General features: G+C 37.8%; 19 protein-coding genes. 11 read left to right on the top strand and 8 right to left on the bottom strand.

Going from position 1 to position 20634, the window contains the following annotated elements:
- The first annotated feature begins 23 nt into the window (after nucleotides 1–23).
- Nucleotides 24–779, top strand: coding sequence for an armadillo-type fold-containing protein (locus AN486_RS02470; RefSeq protein ID WP_290599076.1), 756 nt, complete (start codon nucleotides 24–26; stop codon nucleotides 777–779).
- A gap of 10 nt (nucleotides 780–789) precedes the next feature.
- On the opposite strand, the gene AN486_RS02465 is transcribed toward AN486_RS02470, so the two are convergent.
- Nucleotides 790–1464 (bottom strand): glycoside hydrolase family protein, encoded by a 675-nt coding sequence (locus AN486_RS02465; protein ID WP_234413382.1) that lies wholly within the window; start codon nucleotides 1462–1464, stop codon nucleotides 790–792.
- A gap of 335 nt (nucleotides 1465–1799) precedes the next feature.
- Between AN486_RS02465 and AN486_RS02460 the strand changes: the two genes are divergently transcribed.
- Nucleotides 1800–2414, top strand: coding sequence for a DUF1997 domain-containing protein (locus AN486_RS02460; RefSeq protein ID WP_053537660.1), 615 nt, complete (start codon nucleotides 1800–1802; stop codon nucleotides 2412–2414).
- Between the two features lie 484 nt (nucleotides 2415–2898).
- On the opposite strand, the gene AN486_RS02455 is transcribed toward AN486_RS02460, so the two are convergent.
- Entirely contained in the window at nucleotides 2899–3024 is a 126-nt protein-coding gene (locus AN486_RS02455; RefSeq protein WP_256366901.1) for a hypothetical protein, read from the bottom strand.
- Between the two features lie 28 nt (nucleotides 3025–3052).
- On the opposite strand from AN486_RS02455, the gene AN486_RS02450 reads away from it, so the two are divergent.
- Nucleotides 3053–3835, top strand: a complete 783-nt coding sequence (locus tag AN486_RS02450; protein ID WP_190383986.1) for a Uma2 family endonuclease — start codon at nucleotides 3053–3055, stop codon at nucleotides 3833–3835.
- Between the two features lie 148 nt (nucleotides 3836–3983).
- Nucleotides 3984–4799 (top strand): Uma2 family endonuclease, encoded by an 816-nt coding sequence (locus AN486_RS02445; protein WP_053537662.1) that lies wholly within the window; start codon nucleotides 3984–3986, stop codon nucleotides 4797–4799.
- Between the two features lie 418 nt (nucleotides 4800–5217).
- On the opposite strand, the gene AN486_RS02440 is transcribed toward AN486_RS02445, so the two are convergent.
- Nucleotides 5218–5688: a DUF4079 domain-containing protein gene (locus tag AN486_RS02440; protein ID WP_053537663.1), complete on the bottom strand. Its 471-nt coding sequence runs from the start codon at nucleotides 5686–5688 to the stop codon at nucleotides 5218–5220.
- 135 nt (nucleotides 5689–5823) lie between these two features.
- Here AN486_RS02440 and AN486_RS02435 point away from each other — a divergent pair, with 135 nt between their 5' ends.
- The gene (locus AN486_RS02435) at nucleotides 5824–7107 is read left to right on the top strand and encodes an ankyrin repeat domain-containing protein (protein ID WP_053537664.1); all 1284 of its coding nucleotides are present in this window, start codon (nucleotides 5824–5826) and stop codon (nucleotides 7105–7107) included.
- 64 nt (nucleotides 7108–7171) lie between these two features.
- Here the strand turns inward: AN486_RS02435 and queD are convergent, their stop codons facing one another.
- A complete protein-coding gene (queD, locus tag AN486_RS02430) occupies nucleotides 7172–7603 on the bottom strand; it encodes a 6-carboxytetrahydropterin synthase QueD (protein ID WP_053537665.1) in 432 nt (143 codons plus the stop codon).
- Nucleotides 7600–8226 carry a radical SAM protein gene (locus AN486_RS02425; RefSeq protein WP_290599070.1) on the bottom strand — a complete coding sequence of 209 codons (627 nt, stop codon included), beginning with the start codon at nucleotides 8224–8226 and terminating at the stop codon, nucleotides 7600–7602. The genes queD and AN486_RS02425 overlap by 4 nt, the downstream gene beginning before the upstream one ends.
- A 789-nt stretch (nucleotides 8227–9015) precedes the next feature.
- Here AN486_RS02425 and AN486_RS02420 point away from each other — a divergent pair.
- The gene (locus AN486_RS02420) at nucleotides 9016–9375 is read left to right on the top strand and encodes a VOC family protein (protein ID WP_290599068.1); all 360 of its coding nucleotides are present in this window, start codon (nucleotides 9016–9018) and stop codon (nucleotides 9373–9375) included.
- Between the two features lie 56 nt (nucleotides 9376–9431).
- A complete protein-coding gene (gene lysS, locus AN486_RS02415; protein ID WP_290599066.1) occupies nucleotides 9432–11018 on the top strand; it encodes a lysine--tRNA ligase in 1587 nt (528 codons plus the stop codon).
- Nucleotides 11019–11166: 148 nt separating this feature from the next.
- On the opposite strand, the gene AN486_RS02410 is transcribed toward lysS, so the two are convergent.
- Both AN486_RS02410 and AN486_RS02405 read right to left on the bottom strand, forming a co-directional pair.
- Complete coding sequence (locus AN486_RS02410; protein WP_290599064.1) at nucleotides 11167–11742, bottom strand: Uma2 family endonuclease; 576 nt, start codon at nucleotides 11740–11742, stop codon at nucleotides 11167–11169.
- 149 nt (nucleotides 11743–11891) lie between these two features.
- Nucleotides 11892–13154, bottom strand: a complete 1263-nt coding sequence (locus AN486_RS02405) for an FAD-dependent hydroxylase (RefSeq protein ID WP_290599062.1) — start codon at nucleotides 13152–13154, stop codon at nucleotides 11892–11894.
- 213 nt (nucleotides 13155–13367) lie between these two features.
- Between AN486_RS02405 and AN486_RS02400 the strand changes: the two genes are divergently transcribed.
- Nucleotides 13368–14006, top strand: coding sequence for a histidine phosphatase family protein (locus AN486_RS02400; protein ID WP_053537671.1), 639 nt, complete (start codon nucleotides 13368–13370; stop codon nucleotides 14004–14006).
- 380 nt (nucleotides 14007–14386) lie between these two features.
- On the opposite strand, the gene mrdA is transcribed toward AN486_RS02400, so the two are convergent.
- Nucleotides 14387–16165 (bottom strand): penicillin-binding protein 2, encoded by a 1779-nt coding sequence (mrdA, locus tag AN486_RS02395; RefSeq protein WP_290599060.1) that lies wholly within the window; start codon nucleotides 16163–16165, stop codon nucleotides 14387–14389.
- Between the two features lie 88 nt (nucleotides 16166–16253).
- Between mrdA and AN486_RS02390 the strand changes: the two genes are divergently transcribed.
- The 3 genes from AN486_RS02390 to AN486_RS02380 all read left to right on the top strand — a co-directional run bounded on the left by AN486_RS02390 (nucleotide 16254) and on the right by AN486_RS02380 (nucleotide 20591).
- Nucleotides 16254–17390 (top strand): ABC transporter ATP-binding protein, encoded by a 1137-nt coding sequence (locus AN486_RS02390; protein WP_053537673.1) that lies wholly within the window; start codon nucleotides 16254–16256, stop codon nucleotides 17388–17390.
- Complete coding sequence (locus AN486_RS02385) at nucleotides 17391–18473, top strand: spermidine/putrescine ABC transporter substrate-binding protein (RefSeq protein WP_053537674.1); 1083 nt, start codon at nucleotides 17391–17393, stop codon at nucleotides 18471–18473. It abuts the gene before it with no gap.
- Between the two features lie 426 nt (nucleotides 18474–18899).
- Nucleotides 18900–20591 (top strand): YARHG domain-containing protein, encoded by a 1692-nt coding sequence (locus tag AN486_RS02380; RefSeq protein WP_290599086.1) that lies wholly within the window; start codon nucleotides 18900–18902, stop codon nucleotides 20589–20591.
- The last annotated feature ends 43 nt before the right edge of the window (nucleotides 20592–20634 follow it).

The raw sequence follows: 20634 nt of genomic DNA, 5'->3' as shown, positions 1-20634 counted from the left end.
TTGTAATCAAGTAGGTAAATACTGTGGCACAGGCTTCGTCTTCTTGGCGACAATTGATGAATCAAGTTTCAGAAATTCAGATCAAGATTCCCAAACATCAGGTTTTTAAACATTTTTCTGAACCTGGTATTTTGCTGGGATTACTGACAATTATTGTAGCTATGCTGCTTTGGAGTTGGCAATTGCTGTTAGCTCTGGTGGTGGGTATTGGGATGATGGTATTTACTTACTCAGTGCAAAAATGGAATTGGCAATTGCGCTGGTTAGAAATACGTAAGTTGATGAGTAGCACTAATAGTAGGTTAGCTTATGCGATCGCCAGTGGTGGTATTGCGACTGTGATAACTTACATGGCTTCGGCAATTTGGGTTGATGCTCCTAGTCATTGGTTGGCTGCTGGTGCGATTGTGCAAGGAATGGGAACGCTATTAACTTTAATTTTGCTGGTGTGGCAAATATTCAGTTTTCAAGGAAATCGAGAAGAAGATTATATTGATCAATTGTTAAATAATTTAACGGAAAAGGATTCTTTAAAACGTTTACTTTCCATACGTCAACTCAATAAACTGATTACCCGTCAGCGAGTTGATACGGTAATACAACAAGATATCGGGGAATGTTTACAACTATTACTGAGTCAGGAACAAGAAGTCATGATTCGGGAAGCTGCTTTGGATTGTTTGCAAAATTTAACTGGGTTGCAAGTGCTAAAGCCTATTCAGGCAAAGGTATTTATGCCTATATCAGCCAAAGCGAAAAGCAAAATCCTTGTAGATTGATCTAATTTTCCTATTTTGTACTTTTGATTTCGGGATTTTGCTTTAATTCTTCCTTTAAGATTTGCTGATAAATTTTGGGTAAGGAACTACTAACAGAATTATTTTCTATCCCGTATCCTAAACTTGTCCATGTGGGGGAGAGTTTTCGGAGAACATCATTTAATTTTTCTTGCTGTAATAGCTTAGGAATATTTACACCCCAAACTTTTACATCATTTAACCAACGGTAAACGACGACATCTTGATACTCTGCTTCAAAACTATAATTAGTCCAAAGCATCATTTTGCTGGGTTTTGGATGATAACGAGGAGCAATTTGATCCCACGTAGTATTAATAATTTGATATCTACCTGCGGCTGTGGAACAGTTACCTGTATTCGGTCCTGTGACAATGGTGATACATTTTTGAGGATGATGACTGAGATCATTAACTTGTTCACCACCATACAAGAGAGAGTAGGGACGATTCCCACTGGCTTCACTGGCAGATATAGTTCGCATTAATGCCCGAATATAAGGATCTCCACCTTTCATGACTAGGGGAGGCTGTTTTCTGGTAAATATAGGTTCGGGAGATAATTGTATATCTCCAAAAATATACCACTGAAACAGGTACACAAAGCCCAAAAGTGAGGCTATGGGAGCGATGAGTTTTTCTACACCTTTCAGTTCAAAGTTTTTCAGAATTTAACTCCTTTTAGTTATTTCTTGGGACTAATAAGCAAAAATTAACTTTTTTTTATTTCCGAAGATTACTCGGCTCAGTAATATTGCTATGATGAAGTTATTTTGGTATTTAGCTACAATATCAATTATTGAATGACTGTGAATTGGTTACACCTGAATTTACCATTTTTCTCGTTGTTGACTGACTCTACATAATCAGTTCATGCTGTTTGTGTAAAGTTAATGACAATTTTTTGAAATTTTCGTGAAAATTGGATTTTGATGCGAAAAAACTTCCCTGAAGTGGGAATGATGAATATAGACAACTTTCCAGATATAGAAAAAACAAATTTATGGTTACAAACAATAGTAAATATCAATCATGGGAAGTAGCAGATGAGACTGTATTACAGGAGGCTCATCTAAGCGCAACTAAATTTTATGGTAATTATCAAGATGGGATGGAAATGTATGCTCCTGTGGAGCAGGTAGAGAAGTATTTCAATACTCACTCTTCCTGGTTTGGTCGTTGTGCAGAACCGATGAAGGTAAGCCGGATAGGTGAAAATAGTTATGCTTTGGCGGTAGGTAAATTTGGTGCTTTTGGTTACGATGTAGAACCGAAGATTGGTTTAGAGTTGTTAAAACCTGAAGATAATGAATTCCAAATCCGAACTATTCCTGTACCTGATTATCAGTCACCTGGTTATGAGGTGGATTATAAATCATCAACACGATTGATAGGTGATTTAGATGGGGTTACGCGGGTGGAGTGGGAGTTGGATTTGGTTGTTGAGTTGCAGTTTCCCAGATTTATTCAGCGATTACCCTATTCGTTAATTCAGTCTACTGGCGATCGCATCCTTAATCAAATAGTCCGTAAAGTTTCCCATCGTCTCACACACAAGGTACAAAAAGATTTTCATCAATCTCTAAATATACCTTTTTCGCAAAAGAAACACAAATAATAACGGTCTAAGGCATTGTTATCAGTACGCAACCTCAAATCTATTGCGGGTAATATTCCCGTTGATGTTGAAACAACAATACCATTGCCTTGAGAACCGATACCATAACCTAAATCTACTTGCCATTATTTCCGTAATAGGATGCTTTTCTAGTGGTAGGTAGTTTAAGTCCATTCTTGAATATTTCAGAGTTCCAGAATCCAGGGAATAAATTCCCTGTCTTATAGCTAAAGTCGGTTTAAACCGACTACTTTTATCTCGTTTATCTCGTTCCCAGTCTCTGACTGGGAATGTTATCACAGAGGCTCTGCCTCTGCTAGTATTGAAGGCAGAGCCAAGAACTGCCAGATTGCCATAAATGTTGTTGGTGCTAATAATTGTGTTGTTGGTGCGACCCAGTACCGTTTGGTTAACGTTATTCTCAATTAATTTGAGTACGTTTTAACGTACTTGAGCTATTAGCCCGGAAATTGATTTCCGGGCGCTAACAGATAACATATAGGACTCCTATATTTTCGGTTAAGTTGACACCTATGAGCATTGCTAAACCCCTCCAAAAACGTGGTGCTAAAGAAGAATCTGAGGCGATCGCTAAATGAGTTAATATCATAGAAGCGAAAGTAACAGGCCAAAAAGCTATGGTTACGACATCTTATGAATATCAAAATCTGCCCACAGCAGAAGACTTACCCGACAGCGACGAAACCCCAGTGGATAATGAACTCCAAAATGATATTCCCAATCTATTGTTAAATTTATTGAAATGGATTTGGGGCGATCGCCAAGATTGGTTCTGGGGAGTAGATATGTGCGTTTACTATGAACCAAACACAGAAGAACCGGCAAAATCTAAATCAATTGTTCCCGATGGGTTTTTAGCTTTAGGAGTGGAGAGACTCAAAAATGAAGGGGGTAGATTAAGTTATTTATTATGGGAAGAAAAAGTATTACCAATTTTGGTATTGGAAGTAGTTTCTCACAAATATAATGGCGAATATGATAGCAAGTTGTTAGAGTACCAAGATTTAGGGATTTTATATTATGTGATTTACAATCCCTTGAGTGGAAGAAGAGGATTATATAAAAAACATCAGTCTTTAGAAGTTTATAAATTAGTAGATAGCAAGTATGAATTAGTCCCATCGGTTGCTCTGTTACCAGGAAATGGTAAAGTGTTCTGGATGCCGGAGATAGAGCTAGGAATTGGTTGTGAGCAGGGCAATCAGGGCGGTTGGCAACGGGAGTGGGTTTATTGGTACGATCGCTCTGGGGTGAGGTATCCCACTGCTGAGGAACGGGCAGATCAGATGCGTGCTGCTAAAGAAGAAGCTGAAGCGATCGCTCTTCAAGAACGACAACAAAAGGAAAAACTGGCAGCGTACCTGAAAACCTTGGGTATTAATCCTGACGAAATCCCATAGATGTCTTGAAAAAAAGCGCTCTCTACTTATTCATAAGATGCGATCTACTTGCAGCAGTGCTTACGCGATCGCTTTTTGTCACATCGTATAAATCTGCATTGAGGATCATGTTAAACTAGGAAAAATTAACTAAGGCGATGAAGTTGCTATGGTATTAACAAAACCAATCATTGCACCACCAACTACATCTGAAGACGATCAAATCACACTCCCTGACCATACACAACTGCCAGATTCAGATGGAGAATTTGTGAAAAATTTTCAGGAACTACCCCAAAGTATCATTCTCACAACTTCTATAGAAGCAATTTTACAAAAACTACATCCCGACGGACGTTATTGTATTGGACAAGATAGCGGTATTTATTGGCGAATTACAGAACCACTAGTAAAAGGAGCAGAAGCACCAGATTGGTTTTATGTTCCCCATGTTGCCCCTTTATTAGCAGGAGTATATCGCCGTTCTTATGTCATGTGGAAGGAAATTGTTGCTCCATTAATTGCTATAGAATTTGTCTCTGGTGATGGTTCAGAAGAAAGAGATACTACCTCATTACATGATATTGATGACCAAACTGGAGAACCAAAGAAAGCGGGTAAATTCTGGGTATATGAACAAGCAATTAGGATTCCCTTTTATGCTATTTATGAGGTAGAAAAATCATCGGTTGAGGTCTATCATTTGGTAGATGGCAAGTATGAGAAAATGCCAGCTAATGAACGAGGGCATTTTCCGATTCCACCAATGGGGGTAGAGTTGGGGATTCAACAAGATACGGAAATACCCTGGTTACGTTGGTGGACTGGAGATGGTGAGATGTTGTTAACTGGTAATGAACGAGCAGACCAACAACAACAAAGGGCAGACGAGCAACAGCAAAGGGCAGACCAGGAACGCCAACAAAAAGAAAAATTAGCGGCTTATCTGAAATCTATCGGTGTTAATCCTGATGAAATTCTGTAAAACTATTTAGGGACTTTCAATTAAAGGCGTTGCTGAATTGGCGTATGATTTTTGGAGGTAGAGACGTTCCATGGAACGTCTCTACAAGAGTCTTGAACGTATGCAAAATTATTTTCATCCCTAAAATCAGCAACGCCGAAAAGTATTAGATGAAACCGATAATCTCCAAAAACCTAACCCCCCTGCCCCGCTGCCCTACGTTATACGTTAGCGCAGCGTGCCGAAGGCTGGGAAGGGGGGTTTCAAAGCCTCTCTCCGCTTCGGGGAGAGGTTTGGAGAGGGGTTTGTTTATACATTAAAAACTTTTCAAACATCCTCTTAGGGAATAACTGATGGATTATGGTGCGTCAGATAGAGGAAATCTGTTTTTTACCAAGTTATCGAGTCTGACGCACCCTACAAATTGAGAATTGACAATCTATGCTTTAGTGAGGATTCTTTGGATAATTTCGACACCAGAGAAGGCTTGCCATGCAAAAAGCCCTAAAATAGCAAAATTTAACAATATATGAGTTATCCGCGCCCAATTTGCGCCTTTTTGCATAAAAGGAGATAGAGATGCGGAAAAAGCTATTAAACCTGTCATCCCTAATCCGGCTAATAGATGGGGTCCGACAAATAACTTACCATTATTAATGTAGGTAACAGCCATACCACCAATTGAACCTGCCACCATCAGAGCTAACATAATAGAACCAATTTGGTGATGTTTGATGGTATAACGCCCTTTAACTAGTTCTTTCTTTTCTTCTCCCTGAGCATTTCTGGTACGCTGTACTTGTAATCCTAAATATGCAGCATACAAGGAAAGTGCTAATAGTACCCACATAGTAACTGGGTGAGCAAAGTTCAACCAGAATCTGATTGTTGGAGTTAGTTCAAAAGCCATATTTTTTACTTCCGATTATTAAATCTTCATAAAACTTAGCATACATTTATTTTTCTTACGTAGAAATTTTTCAATCTTGCCAAAGTGTAATCTGGAGTTGGAATCAGTCACATCTACCGAAACAGGATCTAACCAATGATAGAAAATCAAGATAATTCGTTGTTAAAGGCTGTGAAAACTGGGGATATACAGGAAGTATTTACGCTGCTGTCCGACGGTGCTAATGTGGATATTAGCGATATAAATGGAACTACAGCATTGATGTTTGCGGCGAATTTAGGTTATACAGAAATTGTGCGATCGCTCTTGGATGCCGGTGCTAACATTAACTTAACCAGAAAAACCTATAATTTAACAGCACTAATGCTGGCTGCTAGTGCTAATCAAATAGATGTTGTCAAATTATTAGTCTCTAACGAGGCAAATGTCAATGCTACCAACGATGATGGTAGTACCGCATTAATGATAGCAGCACTGAAAGGTCATCTTGAGATTGTACAAATTTTATTAGCCGCCGGTGCTGACATAAGCATTACCGACAAAGATGATGATACCGCGTTCAAACTAGCCATAAAACACAAACATCCAACAGTAGTTAAAGCATTATCACAAAATAACCATATTGTCAATAGTCAAGATCCAGAGGGTGATACAGGATTAATAATTGCCGCAGATTTAGGCTATTTAGAAATAGTCCAAGCATTGTTATCATCTGGTGCTGATGTTAACATCAAAAACGTTGATCATGGAACAGCATTATTAGCAGCCACAGCAACGGGAAATACTGCTATTATCACCGCTTTATTAGATGCAGGTGCGGAAATTAATCATCAAGATAAAGAAGGTGAAACAGCCTTACATCTTGCCGTTGTCGAAGAATATATAGATGTAGTCAAAATATTAATCCAACGGGGCGCAGATGTGCAAATTAGAAACCATTTGGGAGATACACCCTTATTAATAGCCGCATTCCAGGGATATAGCGACATAGTAGCAGTTTTACTAGATGCAGGAGCAGATATGGAAAAGAAAAACTTTGGCGAAGTTGCGCTTACCTTAGCAGTATCCCAAGGACATTTCCCAACTGTCAAACTATTACTTGATTATGGAGCAGATATTAATAAATTAGCAGATGATGGTAAAACCGCTTTAGTCAAAGCCATAGCTGCCAACTATCCCGAAATATTCCAATTACTATTAGAAACAGGAGCAAATGTGAATCTGCAAAACTCCGCTGGCGCAACTGCTTTAATGTTAGCTGTAGCAGAAGGTTATAGTCAAGCAGTGGCAATGCTATTACAAGCTGGGGCAGATGTAAATTTAAAAAATCAAGGGGGTTATACAGCCTTAATGATTGCCGAATTTAATAATTATCGTGGTATTTGTAATATGTTAAGACAAGCTGGAGCGCAGGAGTGATAGACGTTGAATTATGTAAATATGAATTATTTTCACGCCAAGGTAAGAATTTTCAAAATTAAATTCAGGGAAGTAAATTTATGCTTTCACCAGAATTCAACCAGCCAGATATGCGATTTTTAGAATACAAGCAAATAGAAGTGCAAGTTTCATCAATTCTGACTGCTGTTAACCCTGCTAATCCTGCTTGTTCTAATTTATCATAAATCCAAGCAGCGATCGCCTCACTAGTTGGTGATTCTAAACCCAGAGATTCATTTAAATAATAGTGATCTAAATAATTCTCCAGCAAGGGTTGGAGATATTTTTTGATTTCTGAATAGTCCATAACCATACCCTGTTTAGCACCTTCTGTTACTAATCTATCACCAGCTACATAAACAACTCCACGCCAACTATGTCCATGCAGCCGAGAACATTTACCATCATGGTAAGGCAATTTATGTGCTGCTTCAAAGCGGAATTCCTTAGCTAGTAGCCACTGCTGATTAGTCATTGTACTCCGATATACTTGTGTGTTTGTAAAGATAGTCTATAGTCAGGTTTTTGTTGTAATATCTGGAAAATCAGCGGTAGTGATTTCGACGAACTGTTCCACTCAGGTTGTAAGTAGACAAGCAAATTAGGGTGAGTAGATAGATATTTTTCGTAAAAATCAAGTTCTCTACCAGTTTCTATGATTATCTTAACTTCATTAGCTCGACTCCAAAACTGACTTTGCACTGGATATTTAGCGTTAAGATGTTCCTTGGGAGATAGAGTAATCCAGGCTGCGGGGGAAACTTGTTGCCAAAAAGAGCCTGATGTTTCAATGCTAACCAACTTATCTGCAACTAACAAAGCTTGTACTAATTCCGGTAAATGCTTATGAATAAATGGTTCTCCACCAGTTATTACCACTCTGGGAGATTTTATTTCCCCTAGAAGTTCAGCAATAGGACGTTCGATTCGGGGTAAATTTACTCTTGGGTCAGCATAACCCGTATCACACCAAGGACAAGCAACTGGACAACCAGATAAGCGAATAAAGTCTACTAAGCAACCAGTCCAGTACCCTTCTCCCTGAACTGTACTTTGAAAAGTTTCATGAATTGGTAGCTTGATTTCTGAAAACGACATTTTTTAAATCCATAACCTCTTTGACTACCAGCTTGCCATAGAAAAAGTAAAAATCTGTAGGACTTACGCAAGAGTTGTAGGGTGCGTCAGATATCAACAATCTGTTTATTTGCAGAATTTACGCAGTCTGACGCACCCTACCAATGTGCCAATTGCGTAAGTCATGCTCTTTTTATTGTATGGGATTTTTATGTAAAATTTATACTTTACTTAAGTAAATATTGCTGGATTTAAGAATAATTAATCAGATAAGATTTTGATAAAAATCAACAATTTAGAAATTATTAAAAAAGAGAAACATCAAGATGAAATTCTTACACGACAAGGGTAGAAAGAAGTAAATTCATCTTTCACCATTACCTTGTTTCTGCCTTGATGTTTCCTACTGTGCTAGATTTGAACAATATACATTTTTTTATTTGAAGGGGAAGTATTAGAATTATCAATTTTTATGTAATAAAAACTACGTGGATTATAAATCAATCTATCTTAGGTGTGGTTTTCTGAGCATTTGTGGCACTTTCGAGTAATCATAAGGGACTTCCAAATAAAAAAATACTCAACCACCTAACGCAAAAATCTCTCAAACCCTTATTCCTCTGTGTCCTCTGCGCCTCTGTGGTTCGTTAATCAGGATAATTTATTTCTTGGAAGTCCCTAAAGAAAAAATTAATTTTTTTTGAACAATAAATAAATAAGATCCCCGACTTCTCTAAGAAGTCGGGGATCTGAGTTTTGCAATGTTCAAAAATCAAATATGATGACTATATATTTTAACAAAACAAAAAAATGCAAATTATACAGAGTCTTCATACTGCTATTCTAGTCACTGATTTAGAACAGGCTGAATATTTTTATAGTCAGGTATTAGGACTAGAAAAAGTAGAACGCCCTCTAAAATACCCCGGTGTCTGGTATCAAATCGGTAATTATCAACTTCATCTCATAGTTGCGCCTGCTGTACCAACCGATAAGCAACAGGAAAAATGGGGACAGAATCCTCATATTGCTTTTGCTGTGGTTGATTTGCAGGTTGTGAAAGATGAGTTAATCGCTAAAAATTATCCTTTTCAGGCTAGTGCTTCTGGTCGCGCGGCAATTTTTATTAAAGATCCAGATAGAAATATTATTGAACTTAGTCAACAATGAGATTATTCTCCATGACAAAAGTTAAAATGGGTAGATTGTGAAAAGATAAATAGCAAATGTTTTGGGCTGATAAAATCGCTGCTGATGCAGTAGGCTACCAGGTAGTTAATGATTCTAAGACTCCATCAGGACGGGTACACGTTGGGTCTTTGCGGGGTGTGGTTATCCATGATGTGATTTACCGGGCATTGAAACACGCAGGTAAACCTGTCAAGTTCTTGTATGGTGTGGATGACTATGACGCACTGGATACAGTTCCAAAATACTTAGATCAGGAAAAATTTTCTCCTTATTTGGGCTTTCCGCTGTGTAATGTGCCTTCTCCTGGTGATGATGCTAGTGATTATGCTAAATATTTCATTGGTGAATTTTTTGAAGTTTTCGAGTATTTAGGAATTAAACCAGAAACTTATTTTCTCCGCGATTTATATCGTTCTGGAAAACTTAATTCCTATATTGACACTTTCTTAAAAAATGCCCATTTGGTGAGAGAAGCTTATAAGGAAGTAAGCAAAGCTGACCGTCCAAATAACTGGTATCCTTTTCAAGTTATTTGTGAAAATTGCGGTAAGATTGCCACAACTGTCACGACAGATTATAACGGTTCAGAAGTATTTTACACCTGCAAACCTGATGCAACTGACTATGTAAAAGGTTGTGGACATTCTGGTTGGGTTTCTCCTTTTAATGGTAATGGTAAATTACCTTGGAAAGTTGAATGGGTGGCTAAGTGGGATGTGTTGGGTGTAACTATTGAAATGGCTGGAAAGGATCATTCTCAAAAAGGTGGTTCTCGTGATGTTGCTAATGCGATTAGTCGCAAGGTTTTACAAAAGCAACCTCCTTTTCATTCTCCCTATGAATTTATTCTGGTAAATGGGACAAAGATGAGTTCTTCTAAGGGAGTTGGTTCGAGTGCTGAAGAAATTGCGGCTTTACTTCCACCGGAATTACTGCGCTTTTTAATGTTGCGAACTCAGCCAAGAACTGTCATTAATTTTGCGCCAAATTATGAAACTACTACTCGTTTATTTAGAGATTACGATACTTTAATCAACAAGTATTCTAAATCTCCTGAATTAACGGAGGAATTAATGCCGTTATTTTACGCGCAGCTAGGGGATGAAGTTAAAACTTTCCAACCTTTTGATTTTAGTACGTTGATTTCTTTGTTGCAAGTTCCGCGTTTAAATATTCAGGATGAGGTTGTCCAACGTAGTCCACAGCCTTTAACTGAGTATGATCAGGAAATTATTAATCAAAGAATTGCTGCTGCACAATTGTGGTTACAAGATTATGCAGATGAGGAAGAAAAGTTAGTTCTGTATTTGGAACAAGTTCCTGATAAAGCTAATGATTTGAACTCTGAACAGGTTGCTTATTTGCAAAAGTTGATGGAGAATTTGCAGAATATTCCTCATTGGGAAGCTGAGGCATTGCAAACTATAATTTTCTCGACTACTAAGGAGTTAGGGATTCAACAACCAATTGCTTTTAAGGCTTTGTATCTATCTTTTTTAAATAAAGAAAAGGGTCCAAAAGCTGGTGGTTTGTTGTCTTATTTGGAGAAATATTTTGTGATTTCGAGGTTACAAGATGTTGTGGCTTTGAATGCAGGTAAGGAAAAACTAGAAGTTTCTTAATTCCTTGTTCCCTGTCTCTGACAGGGAATACGGTTAATGAGGCTCTGCCTCATATTAATGTTAGCATAAGGCAGAGCCTTTTGATTGCATTCCCAGGTAGAACCTGGGAACGAGGGAACGAGGAATAATATAACAACTATTAAATCCCTCAACGAAATTCTTTGATTGCTTCTAAGGGGGAAGATAACAAAAGACAACGATTCAATAAAGATAAATCTAATTTTGGCAACAATTCACTATTATTAACTTTCTCATATTCTTCTTGTCGCAAACAGTAAATTTCCAGCATTCCATCTTCCCAAAACCAAACTTCGGGAACTTGCATTAATTTATATTTCTTCAGTTTGATAGGACTACCACTAGTAATAACAATTTCAATACATAAATCTGGTCTAGGTTTATCAGTTTGAAAACAATAAGATAAATCGGCTTGATACTCAACTATACCAGGAACAATTTGCGAATAACTACCACTGGGGAAAAATTCAATCTCCTCTATTTTAAAGTGTTTGGTTAGTAGTGCAGCCATTAAACTACTAATTGCTTCATGTGGTTTACTAATACTCACGATTTCTAAAACTCCTTCACAATAAAATAAACGCACTCCTGGGACATTTTCAAATGCTTTTTGAATTGCTTGGAACTTTTCCCAAGTTACTCCACGACGGTAGAATCGTTGTTCTTCTTCTCCTAAATTAAGAGCATTTTCTAAAGTTTGAGTCATGATATCTCTCACTTTCCTTAGTTATTAGGTTGATGTTGTTAACTATTACAAGAAGTACATTTTTAAGGTGCGTCAGATGTCAAAATCTATTTATGGCTGGCTAAGTTATCGAGTCTGACACACCCTACGATATTTTGGTTTTGGTAATTTCACCGTTTAGCTAATTCAGGAGTTTTTCCTTTTAACCCAATCATTAATTTCAGGGCGAATATTTTCACTATGGGAACTCGCTGCATAATCCACAAACCTAAACGGCGAATTATGACTATTGGTAAGAAGTTGTTAGAAAAAACTCGATCTAATAAGTCGGTGAAACCTAAAATTGCGAGGTTTTCTTTTTTTCTCCAGCTTTCATATTTTTTGAGTATGGAAATATTACCAATATCTTGACGCTTTTGATGGGCGGTTTGGATGATTTCGGCTAATGCGGCTGCGTCCCGAATTCCTAAGTTTAAACCTTGTCCACCAACGGGATGACAGTTATGGGCGGCATCACCTATTAATGCTAATCTGGGGAGAACATAGCGATCGCTCTGCATTAACTGTACCTGAAAAATAAATCTCTCTCCCAATAATTCCAATTTCCCCATTTGCTGACCATAGCGTTTAGTTAGTTCCGCTAAAAATTCCTCATCATTCAACGCACACAAAGCTTTTGCTTCTTCATGGGGTGCAGTCCAAACAATGCGACAACGGTTTCCCGGTAAAGGTAAAATGGCAAAGGGACCACTAGACCAAAATTTTTCGTAAGCGGTGTTATTGTGAGATTTTTCTGGTTTCACAAAGGCCACAATACATGATTGCCAATATTTCCAACCTTTGGTTTTAATGCCCGCAGCTTGACGAATGGGAGATTTTGAACCATCAGCAGCGACTAACAATTTACTGCGAATTATCCGATTTTCGTCGCCAATTTTGATATTAATAGTAACTATATCTCTTTCGTTTTGTGTACTTACTACTTCCGCTGGACACAAGATGGTTACATTTGCACAACTTTGAACAAATTCCTGTAAAGGTGCTAATAGCGCATAGTGTTCTGCTACATAACCTAATTCTGGTGTCCCTAAATCATCGGTTTGGAAGTTCACCACATCAGGATAATCAGCATCGGAGAGACGCACTTGGTTATATTTAGCAACATTGGGGAGAATTTTGTTCCATAAACCAATTCCTTGGAAAATTTGGGCAGACAGCAGATGTACAGCATAAGCCTGTCCTTTAGCCACTGCGGCTGATGCAACTCTAGCTTCAATGAGGAGAATCTTTAAACCAGAATCTTTTAAAGCAGCGGCTAGGGTTAAGCCGACAATGCCACCACCGACTATGACCAAATCATAATCATATCCCCAGTAGGTTTCTGTGGGGGTGTGGGGGGATGAAAGGGTAGGAGTAAGCGGGGAGATGGACATTGTGAAGATAAATTACATAGTTTTAATTATTATTGTGACGCGATCGCCACTGATGATCAAGATAAATGGAAAAAACAATCACGGATTACACAGATTACACAGATTGAATGATCATGAAATCCTTAATTAGGTTCTGCTGTGACAGACTCGATAGAGAGATTGATGTTATTTTGTTTTTGCACAAATTCTTTTATCCCCATCGCCATACAAATTATGACACTCAATTTATATTTACTGCGGCATGGCGAAACTACTTTTAGTCAAAGTGGTAATTTCTGTGGTGAAACTGATGCAGATTTGACAAAAGAAGGGATGCAAATGGCATCTAGTTTTGCTGATGTATATCAAAAATTGGACTGGTCAGCGGTTTATGTTAGTCCAATGAAACGCGCTATTTCCACTGCCAAGCCATTTTGTGATGCTACTGGTATGAAGATGCAGGTGCGGGAAGGACTTAGAGAAGGTAGTTATGGACAATGGGAAACTAAGAGTAAATCGTTTGCTCAAGAAAATTACTCAGAAAACTATGTAAAATGGTTGACAGAACCGGCTTGGAATGCACCCATTGGTGGAGAAACTGCGGTAGATATTGCTAACCGTTCTATGCCTGTAATTGCGGAAATTCAAGAAAAACATTCCCAAGGTAATGTTTTAGTCGTTTCCCATAAAGCCACGATTCGGATTATGCTTTGCAGTTTACTGGGGATTGATTTGGGACGGTATCGTTATCGGGTAAATATTTTGGTCGCTTCAGTAAGTATGGTGAAATTTGACGTGAATGGTCCTTTGTTGGAAATATTAGGAGACCGACATCATCTACCTGATCATATTCGCTCTCGTGCCGGAACATAAACATAATATAGCAGGAGTCAGGAGTAGAAACCTGTTTTGGACGGAGTTTCACCTACGGTACGTTAACACGAACAATTCATGTCCTAACTACCTTGACCGTTGCTATAAATCAAAACTTTTTAAATTTTAAACACCTTCTTATTCACCCTTAAGCCAAAATATTTCCATTAACTCTACTTTAGGTAGTAGCAATATTTCTTGAGGCTGAGTAATCTTAAACTTATTAATGCCTGAAAAACGTGTAAGTACCCTGGAGATCATTTCAGGGTCTTTTTTTATGGCAAGCAGGAGGCAGGGGTAGAGAGTAGGGAAAAAGAATTATTCTTATTACCTATTACCCATTACCCATTACCCATTACCCATTACCCATTAACCATTACCTATTTTCGAGCAAAATGTTTTTCCATGATTTCTAAAATCATGGGTGCAGCGACACTACCACCACCACCACCGGAATGTTCAGCAAAGGCAACCACTAAAATTTCTGGCTTATCCGCAGGTGCATAAGCGCCAAACCAAGCGTGATTTTCTTTAACCCCTCCTCTCCAAGCTTCAGCAGTACCACTTTTGCCAGCTACCAGAGGAAGATTGGGGACATTTAGTACCTTACCTGTACCTTCACTAACTACCTTCCGCAATCCTTCCCGGAGAACTTTGACCGTTGTGGGTTTGAGATTTAATGATTCTCTCCAGCTTTTAGCTTCTTCATTATCCTTCAATAAATGGGGTTGGACTAGATAGCCACCATTGGCAGGTACAGCAAACATCACAGCGGTTTGTAAAGGAGTAGCTTGTAAAGCCCCTTGGCCAATGGACATATTTATAGTATCACCCACAGTCCAATCTCTTTTCCATACCTTGTGTTTCCAAGTTTCATCGGGAACTAAACCTTTAGCTTCTTGTGTAGTAAAGTCAAAACCAGTTTTTCGACCAAATCCATATTTACGAGTCCATTCAATCAATGTTGGTCCACCAACTTTCTTAGCAATTTGATAAAAGAAAGTATCGCTACTCCACTGCATCGCCCCGACAAAACCTAAAGGACCAAAACCAGCGTGATTCCATTCACCAAACCTAGTTCCACCAATAGTTAAAGAACCGTAGGTTTGTAATACTGTATCAGGAGAAAATTTACCTGATTCTAGTGCAGCCGTTGTGGTGACAATTTTAAATGTACTGGCTGGAGGAAAGGCGCTAATGGCCCGATTAACTAAAGGATGACCAGAACCTTGAACGGTTTCCCAATCTTTTTGAGAAAGTTTTTGTTTAGAAAAAATATTGGGGTCAAAGGTGGGATGAGACACCATTGCTAAGACAGCCCCATTTTTGGGGTCAATTGCGACTATTGCGCCATTGCGTTTACCTAAAGCTTTTTCTGCGGCAATTTGCATATCTAAATCTATAGTTAAGTGCAAATCATTACCAGCTTTTGCTTGCTTACTTCCCAATACGCGTAAAGGACTACCACTACCATCTACTTCTACCTGCTGACCGCCCCATTCACCTCTTAACAATTTTTCATAAGCTTTTTCTGCCCCCATTTGACCCATAACATCTCCCAATCGGTAGCCTTCAGCTTTCCTTTTTTGCAACTGTTCAGCAGTAACTTCACGGGTATATCCAAGTATGTGAGCCAACTCTTGACCATAAGGGTAATAACGCACAGCTTCCGTATTTATTTTTACTCCGGGTAGTTCATTTTCATACTCCTTTAATGCTGTTACCTGTGCTTCGTTTAAATTTCGAGCAATGCGAATTAGTGATGAAGGATTGACAGCAGATTGTTCAAGTATTTTCTCGATATCTGTTTGGGGAGTGTCGAGAATTTTGGCTAAACGTGGACCAACTACCGACCAAGATGCTTTGGTATGTGCCATTGGCCATAAATACACAGATCGGGGATAACGGGTGCTGGCTAATAATTTACCATTTCTATCAAAAATATTACCTCTTTCTGGTTGTTTGGGAATAATCCGAATGCGGTTGGATTCTGCCCGGATGCGGTGATTTTTTCCTTCGATAATTTGTAAATATATTAATCTAGCGCCAATTCCAGATAACATTAATAATGTGAATAGAATTACAAATGTGGATTGAACACCACGTCCAACTGTGCGTGTATTTTTTGTTATACTAAGTAATGATGGTAAAATAGCCATAGACCAAAATAATTTTTTGGGATAAATAGGTAACAGGTAACAACTGACAACGAACAAGATTAAATATCAGGGTATTCTACTGAAGATTATGGCTCGAACTGCGATGCAGAATCAAAGAGGTTTAAAACCACTACAGCCACTTGATGTTGAATTGCGTAATGTATTCAAGTTTTTCAACCAAGAACCCGCAGTACACGGAGTGGATTTGGATGTTAGACAGGGAGAGTTTTTTAGCATTTTAGGTCCCTCTGGTTGTGGAAAGACAACTACGCTCCGCTTGATTGCTGGATTTGAAAGGGTGGATGCTGGTAAGTTACTCATTCAAGGTCAGTTAATGACTGATGTTCCTCCTTATCGGCGACCTGTGAATACTGTATTTCAAAGTTATGCTTTATTTAACCACTTGAATGTGTGGGAAAATATTGCTTTTGGATTGCGATTGAAAAAAATATCCAAATCGGAAATTGCTAGTCGCGTTACAGATGCTTTAAAGCTAGTAAAAATGGAAAGTTTGCGATCGCGTCTTCCTAGTCAACTCTCCGGTGGTCAACAACAGCGGGTAGCCTTAGCCAGGGCTTTGGTTAATCGTCCCGCAGTTATTCTCCTCGATGAACCTTTGGGAGCATTAGACTTAAAACTTCGCAAGGAGATGCAGGTTGAGTTATCCAATCTTCACAAGGATTTAGGGTTAACTTTTGTGATGGTGACACATGATCAGGAAGAAGCATTATGTTTATCTGATCGCATTGCGGTGATGAATCAAGGCAAAATAGAACAAATTGGTACTCCTAGCGAGATTTACGAACGTCCTCAAACACCTTTTGTGGCTGACTTCATTGGTGATACTAATCTATTTAGCGGTGAAATTGTGGAAGTAGATGCAGAATCTATGAAAATTTCTACTAAAACCGGATTAACGATGATTGTTAGTCGTCACGAACAAACTCCCCTAGAAATAGCTCAAAGTGTTGTTGTTAGTGTCCGTCCTGAAAAAATTCAACTTTCCCTTTATCCCACTAATATACTCACAAATTGTTTTGAGGGACGGCTAATTAATGTCATGTATTTAGGGACTCATGTTAATTATGTTGTGGAATTAATCAATGGTGTTCACCTCAATGTTTTACAACCTAATACTTATGCTAGTTTACCAGATAGGAATACACCCATTTATGCTTGGTGGGAAAAATTTGACTGTTTAGCTATTAGTCAAGATGTAAATTAAATGACTAACAGACGTAATTTTCTCAAAAAAACGGCGGCATTTTCTACCTTATCTTTAGGTAGTTGTGGTTGGCGACTAGCTAATGTGGGGTCAAACTATATTAGCTCTAATCAAAGTGGCAAACTATATATTTATACCTGGACTCAATATACAGATAAAGAATTAATAACTACCTTCACGACCCAAACAGGTGTGAAAGTAATAGCAGATGTATATGAATCCAATGATGTCATGTTAGCTAAGTTGCAAGCCGGAGGTGGTGGTACTTATAGCATTATTTACCCCTCTGACTATATGGTACAAAAGATGGCGGAAAAAGGGTTATTGATGGAAATAGATCATAGCCGTTTAATTGGCTTAGATAATTTATTTCCCCAATTTAATAATCCTACTTATGACCCGAATAATCGTTATAGTCTTCCTTTTAATTGGGGAACAACGGGTTTATTATACAACTCAGAACAACTGGTAAATGCCCCAGAAGATTGGGAGTATCTTTGGCAAAATCAAGATAAACTCAATAAACGATTTACCTTACTCAATGACGTGCGAGAGGTAATGGGTGCAACATTACGGATGTTGGGCTATTCCTATAATTCCCAAAATGAAAATGAGGTTAAACAAGCATATCAGAAATTGCAGATATTAAAACCTGCGATCGCCGCTTTTGATACTGACGCTTGGCAAAATAAGATTCTGGCGGGAGATTTAGCGATAGCTATGTGTTATTCTGCTGATGCCGTCAAAATTTCTCAAGAAAACCCCAAGCTCAAATTTGTAATTCCTCGTAGTGGTTCTTCATTATGGACTGATACCATCGTCATTCCCAAATCTAATCCGAATATAGCTGGTGCTTATGCCTGGATTAACTTAATTTTGCAACCAGAAGTAGCAGCGAAAATTTCCGAACGTTTATATATTTCTACTCCTAATCGGGCAGGATTTGAAAATTTACCAAAAGCAATTCAAGAGAATACTAATTTATTTCCTCCTGAATCACTTTTAGCAAAGTGTGAACGTCTAACTCCTTTAGGAAAATTTGAAGAGATTTATGAACGTTATTGGACTCAATTACTAACTTAAAAAATGATTAAGGAAGTAGGGGCGCAGGGACTGCGCCCATTCAGTAGTCAGAAGAAAAAAGAAGGAGTAAACTATTTTGCCGTATGGCTTTTACCGTAAATCTTAATATCTCATTCAAGTGCATACCGCTATATAATCACTAATTCGCAAATGGAATCTTCTAGCAACATCAAAAAAATCGAGAAATTACAACCTGATTGGAAAAATTGGCTACCGACCTGGGGATTACTAACACCATCTGGTATTTGGTTATTAATGTTGCTAGTTTTGCCAACATTAATAATTTTTGAATTAAGTTTAGTCCCAGATATTCGACCAGGTGATTTAGTAAATCCCAGTGGATTAGGTAACTATATTCGCATTTTTGAATCACTTTATTTAAAAGTAATATTTAATTCACTTTTTTTGGCATTTGGAACTACTATTATGACCTTGATTTTAGGCTTTCCCGTTGCTTATTGGATTGCTTTGACAGCACCAAAACGGTGGCAAAATTTGTTATTATGTTTCCAACGAGAAGCCGCAATTTTAGAAGAACTTGGTTCTATATCTAATCAAATTCCTAGTTTATATGCTTATTTTCAATTTAATGATCAATTTTATTTAGTTCAGGAATTAATTGAGGGTGATACTGTTACAGAAAAAATTCAACAATATGGACTACTTACGGAGATTGCTGTTAGAGAAATATTACTATCTTTGTTACCTGTTTTGGAATATGTTCATTCAAAACGTATTATTCACCGTGATATTAAACCCGATAATATAATTTTGCGTCATCATGATGGGAAACCAGTGCTAATTGATTTTGGTGCTGTACGTGAATCAATGGGGACAGTAGTTAATTTACAAGGAAATCCCACTAGCTCAATTATAATTGGTACACCTGGATTTATGCCGAGTGAACAAGCATCTGGTAGACCAGTTTATTCCAGTGATTTGTATAGTTTAGGATTAACAGCGATTTATTTATTAACAGGCAAAATACCTCAAGAATTACCAACTGAACCAACTATGGGTAACATTTTGTGGCGACATTTTGCACCCCATTTGAATGTTGATTTTGGGGATATTTTAGATAAAGCTATAGCTTATCATCCTAGAGAACGCTTCACTGCTGCTAGAGATATGTTAGAAGCTTTGGAAACGCTCTCAAATCCCGTAGCACCTGCTTTTGTAGCAAAACCTACGGTTATTGCAGCACCATCTCCTTTATTACTTGAAAATACAATTGCAGTAAGTCCAGGTAATGACGTACAAAATTCTCATCAAACTAATCAAAATACCGCTAGAGGTGGAATAATTCTTGCTAGTGTAATTGCCAGTGGTTTAATTGGTGCTTCTATTATTGTTGGGTTTGCTATTAATAAATCACCCTTACCTATTGAATCATCAAATAATAAAAATACATCAGTATCTTCCTCTGCAAGTCAAGAAAATCAGAAAACATTATTATCTAAAAATCCCGAAAGTTCTTTACCTCAATTTTCTGCTAAAACAGAAACTAAAAATCAACAATTATCAGACTCATCTACACTAAATAATTCTATTTATTTTGTTGCTGATTCTGCTTTTCCAGATTTACAAACTGCAACCAAGCAATCTGACAATTTACAAGTAAAGGGTTATTCTCAAGCGGGAATATTCTGGATACCAGATTATCCTAATCTATCAGGTAAACCTTTATATCAAGTATATGCTAATCGGTTTAATGATATCACAAACTGCATCAACTTCTTAAAAACCTATGGGAAAGTTAATTCAGATTCTTATTGTGTACTTGCTAGTAAAGATGCAAATACATCACCTAATCGGGTATTTTTCAAAGAAATTTCTAATGTCTCCATCTCTAATACATCACCGAGAAATACCACGAATACAAATATCAAGAATTATTTTTGGATTTCTCAAAGACGAGTTACCGAAGCAGATTTAGTAGGTAAAGATGGTTATGAATTAGATATTATGCGAAATACAGTTTTTGCTGTTAAGGGTCGCAGGTTTGATACTCCTGGGTTACAAGAATATTTTAATCAACAGCCTTGGTATAATCCCCGATATTCACCAAAACAATTTCCCATTAATTTGCTATCAAAATTCCCATATTATCCTACTTAAGTAAGGTTTTTTGGTTCGATTTTAAATATCTATCTTGCGATAG

It is taken from the genome of Anabaena sp. AL93, from assembly GCF_001672085.1.
In the GTDB taxonomy this organism is placed as follows: Bacteria; Cyanobacteriota; Cyanobacteriia; order Cyanobacteriales; family Nostocaceae; genus Dolichospermum; species Dolichospermum heterosporum.
This window is presented reverse-complemented; position numbering and strand designations above follow the sequence as displayed.

Excerpts from the sequence above, each read along its gene's own strand:
- AN486_RS02460 (WP_053537660.1), top strand. The coding sequence starts at position 1,800 with ATGGTTACAAACAATAGTAAATATCAATCATGGGAAGTAGCAGATGAG.
- AN486_RS02455 (WP_256366901.1), bottom strand. The coding sequence starts at position 3,024 with ATGATATTAACTCATTTAGCGATCGCCTCAGATTCTTCTTTAGCACCA.
- AN486_RS02450 (WP_190383986.1), top strand. The coding sequence starts at position 3,053 with ATGGTTACGACATCTTATGAATATCAAAATCTGCCCACAGCAGAAGAC.
- AN486_RS02445 (WP_053537662.1), top strand. The coding sequence starts at position 3,984 with ATGGTATTAACAAAACCAATCATTGCACCACCAACTACATCTGAAGAC.
- AN486_RS02440 (WP_053537663.1), bottom strand. The coding sequence starts at position 5,688 with ATGGCTTTTGAACTAACTCCAACAATCAGATTCTGGTTGAACTTTGCT.
- AN486_RS02435 (WP_053537664.1), top strand. The coding sequence starts at position 5,824 with ATGATAGAAAATCAAGATAATTCGTTGTTAAAGGCTGTGAAAACTGGG.
- queD (WP_053537665.1), bottom strand. The coding sequence starts at position 7,603 with ATGACTAATCAGCAGTGGCTACTAGCTAAGGAATTCCGCTTTGAAGCA.
- AN486_RS02425 (WP_290599070.1), bottom strand. The coding sequence starts at position 8,226 with ATGTCGTTTTCAGAAATCAAGCTACCAATTCATGAAACTTTTCAAAGT.
- AN486_RS02420 (WP_290599068.1), top strand. The coding sequence starts at position 9,016 with ATGCAAATTATACAGAGTCTTCATACTGCTATTCTAGTCACTGATTTA.
- lysS (WP_290599066.1), top strand. The coding sequence starts at position 9,432 with ATGTTTTGGGCTGATAAAATCGCTGCTGATGCAGTAGGCTACCAGGTA.
- AN486_RS02410 (WP_290599064.1), bottom strand. The coding sequence starts at position 11,742 with ATGACTCAAACTTTAGAAAATGCTCTTAATTTAGGAGAAGAAGAACAA.
- AN486_RS02405 (WP_290599062.1), bottom strand. The coding sequence starts at position 13,154 with ATGTCCATCTCCCCGCTTACTCCTACCCTTTCATCCCCCCACACCCCC.
- AN486_RS02400 (WP_053537671.1), top strand. The coding sequence starts at position 13,368 with ATGACACTCAATTTATATTTACTGCGGCATGGCGAAACTACTTTTAGT.
- mrdA (WP_290599060.1), bottom strand. The coding sequence starts at position 16,165 with ATGGCTATTTTACCATCATTACTTAGTATAACAAAAAATACACGCACA.
- AN486_RS02390 (WP_053537673.1), top strand. The coding sequence starts at position 16,254 with ATGGCTCGAACTGCGATGCAGAATCAAAGAGGTTTAAAACCACTACAG.
- AN486_RS02385 (WP_053537674.1), top strand. The coding sequence starts at position 17,391 with ATGACTAACAGACGTAATTTTCTCAAAAAAACGGCGGCATTTTCTACC.
- AN486_RS02380 (WP_290599086.1), top strand. The coding sequence starts at position 18,900 with ATGACCTTGATTTTAGGCTTTCCCGTTGCTTATTGGATTGCTTTGACA.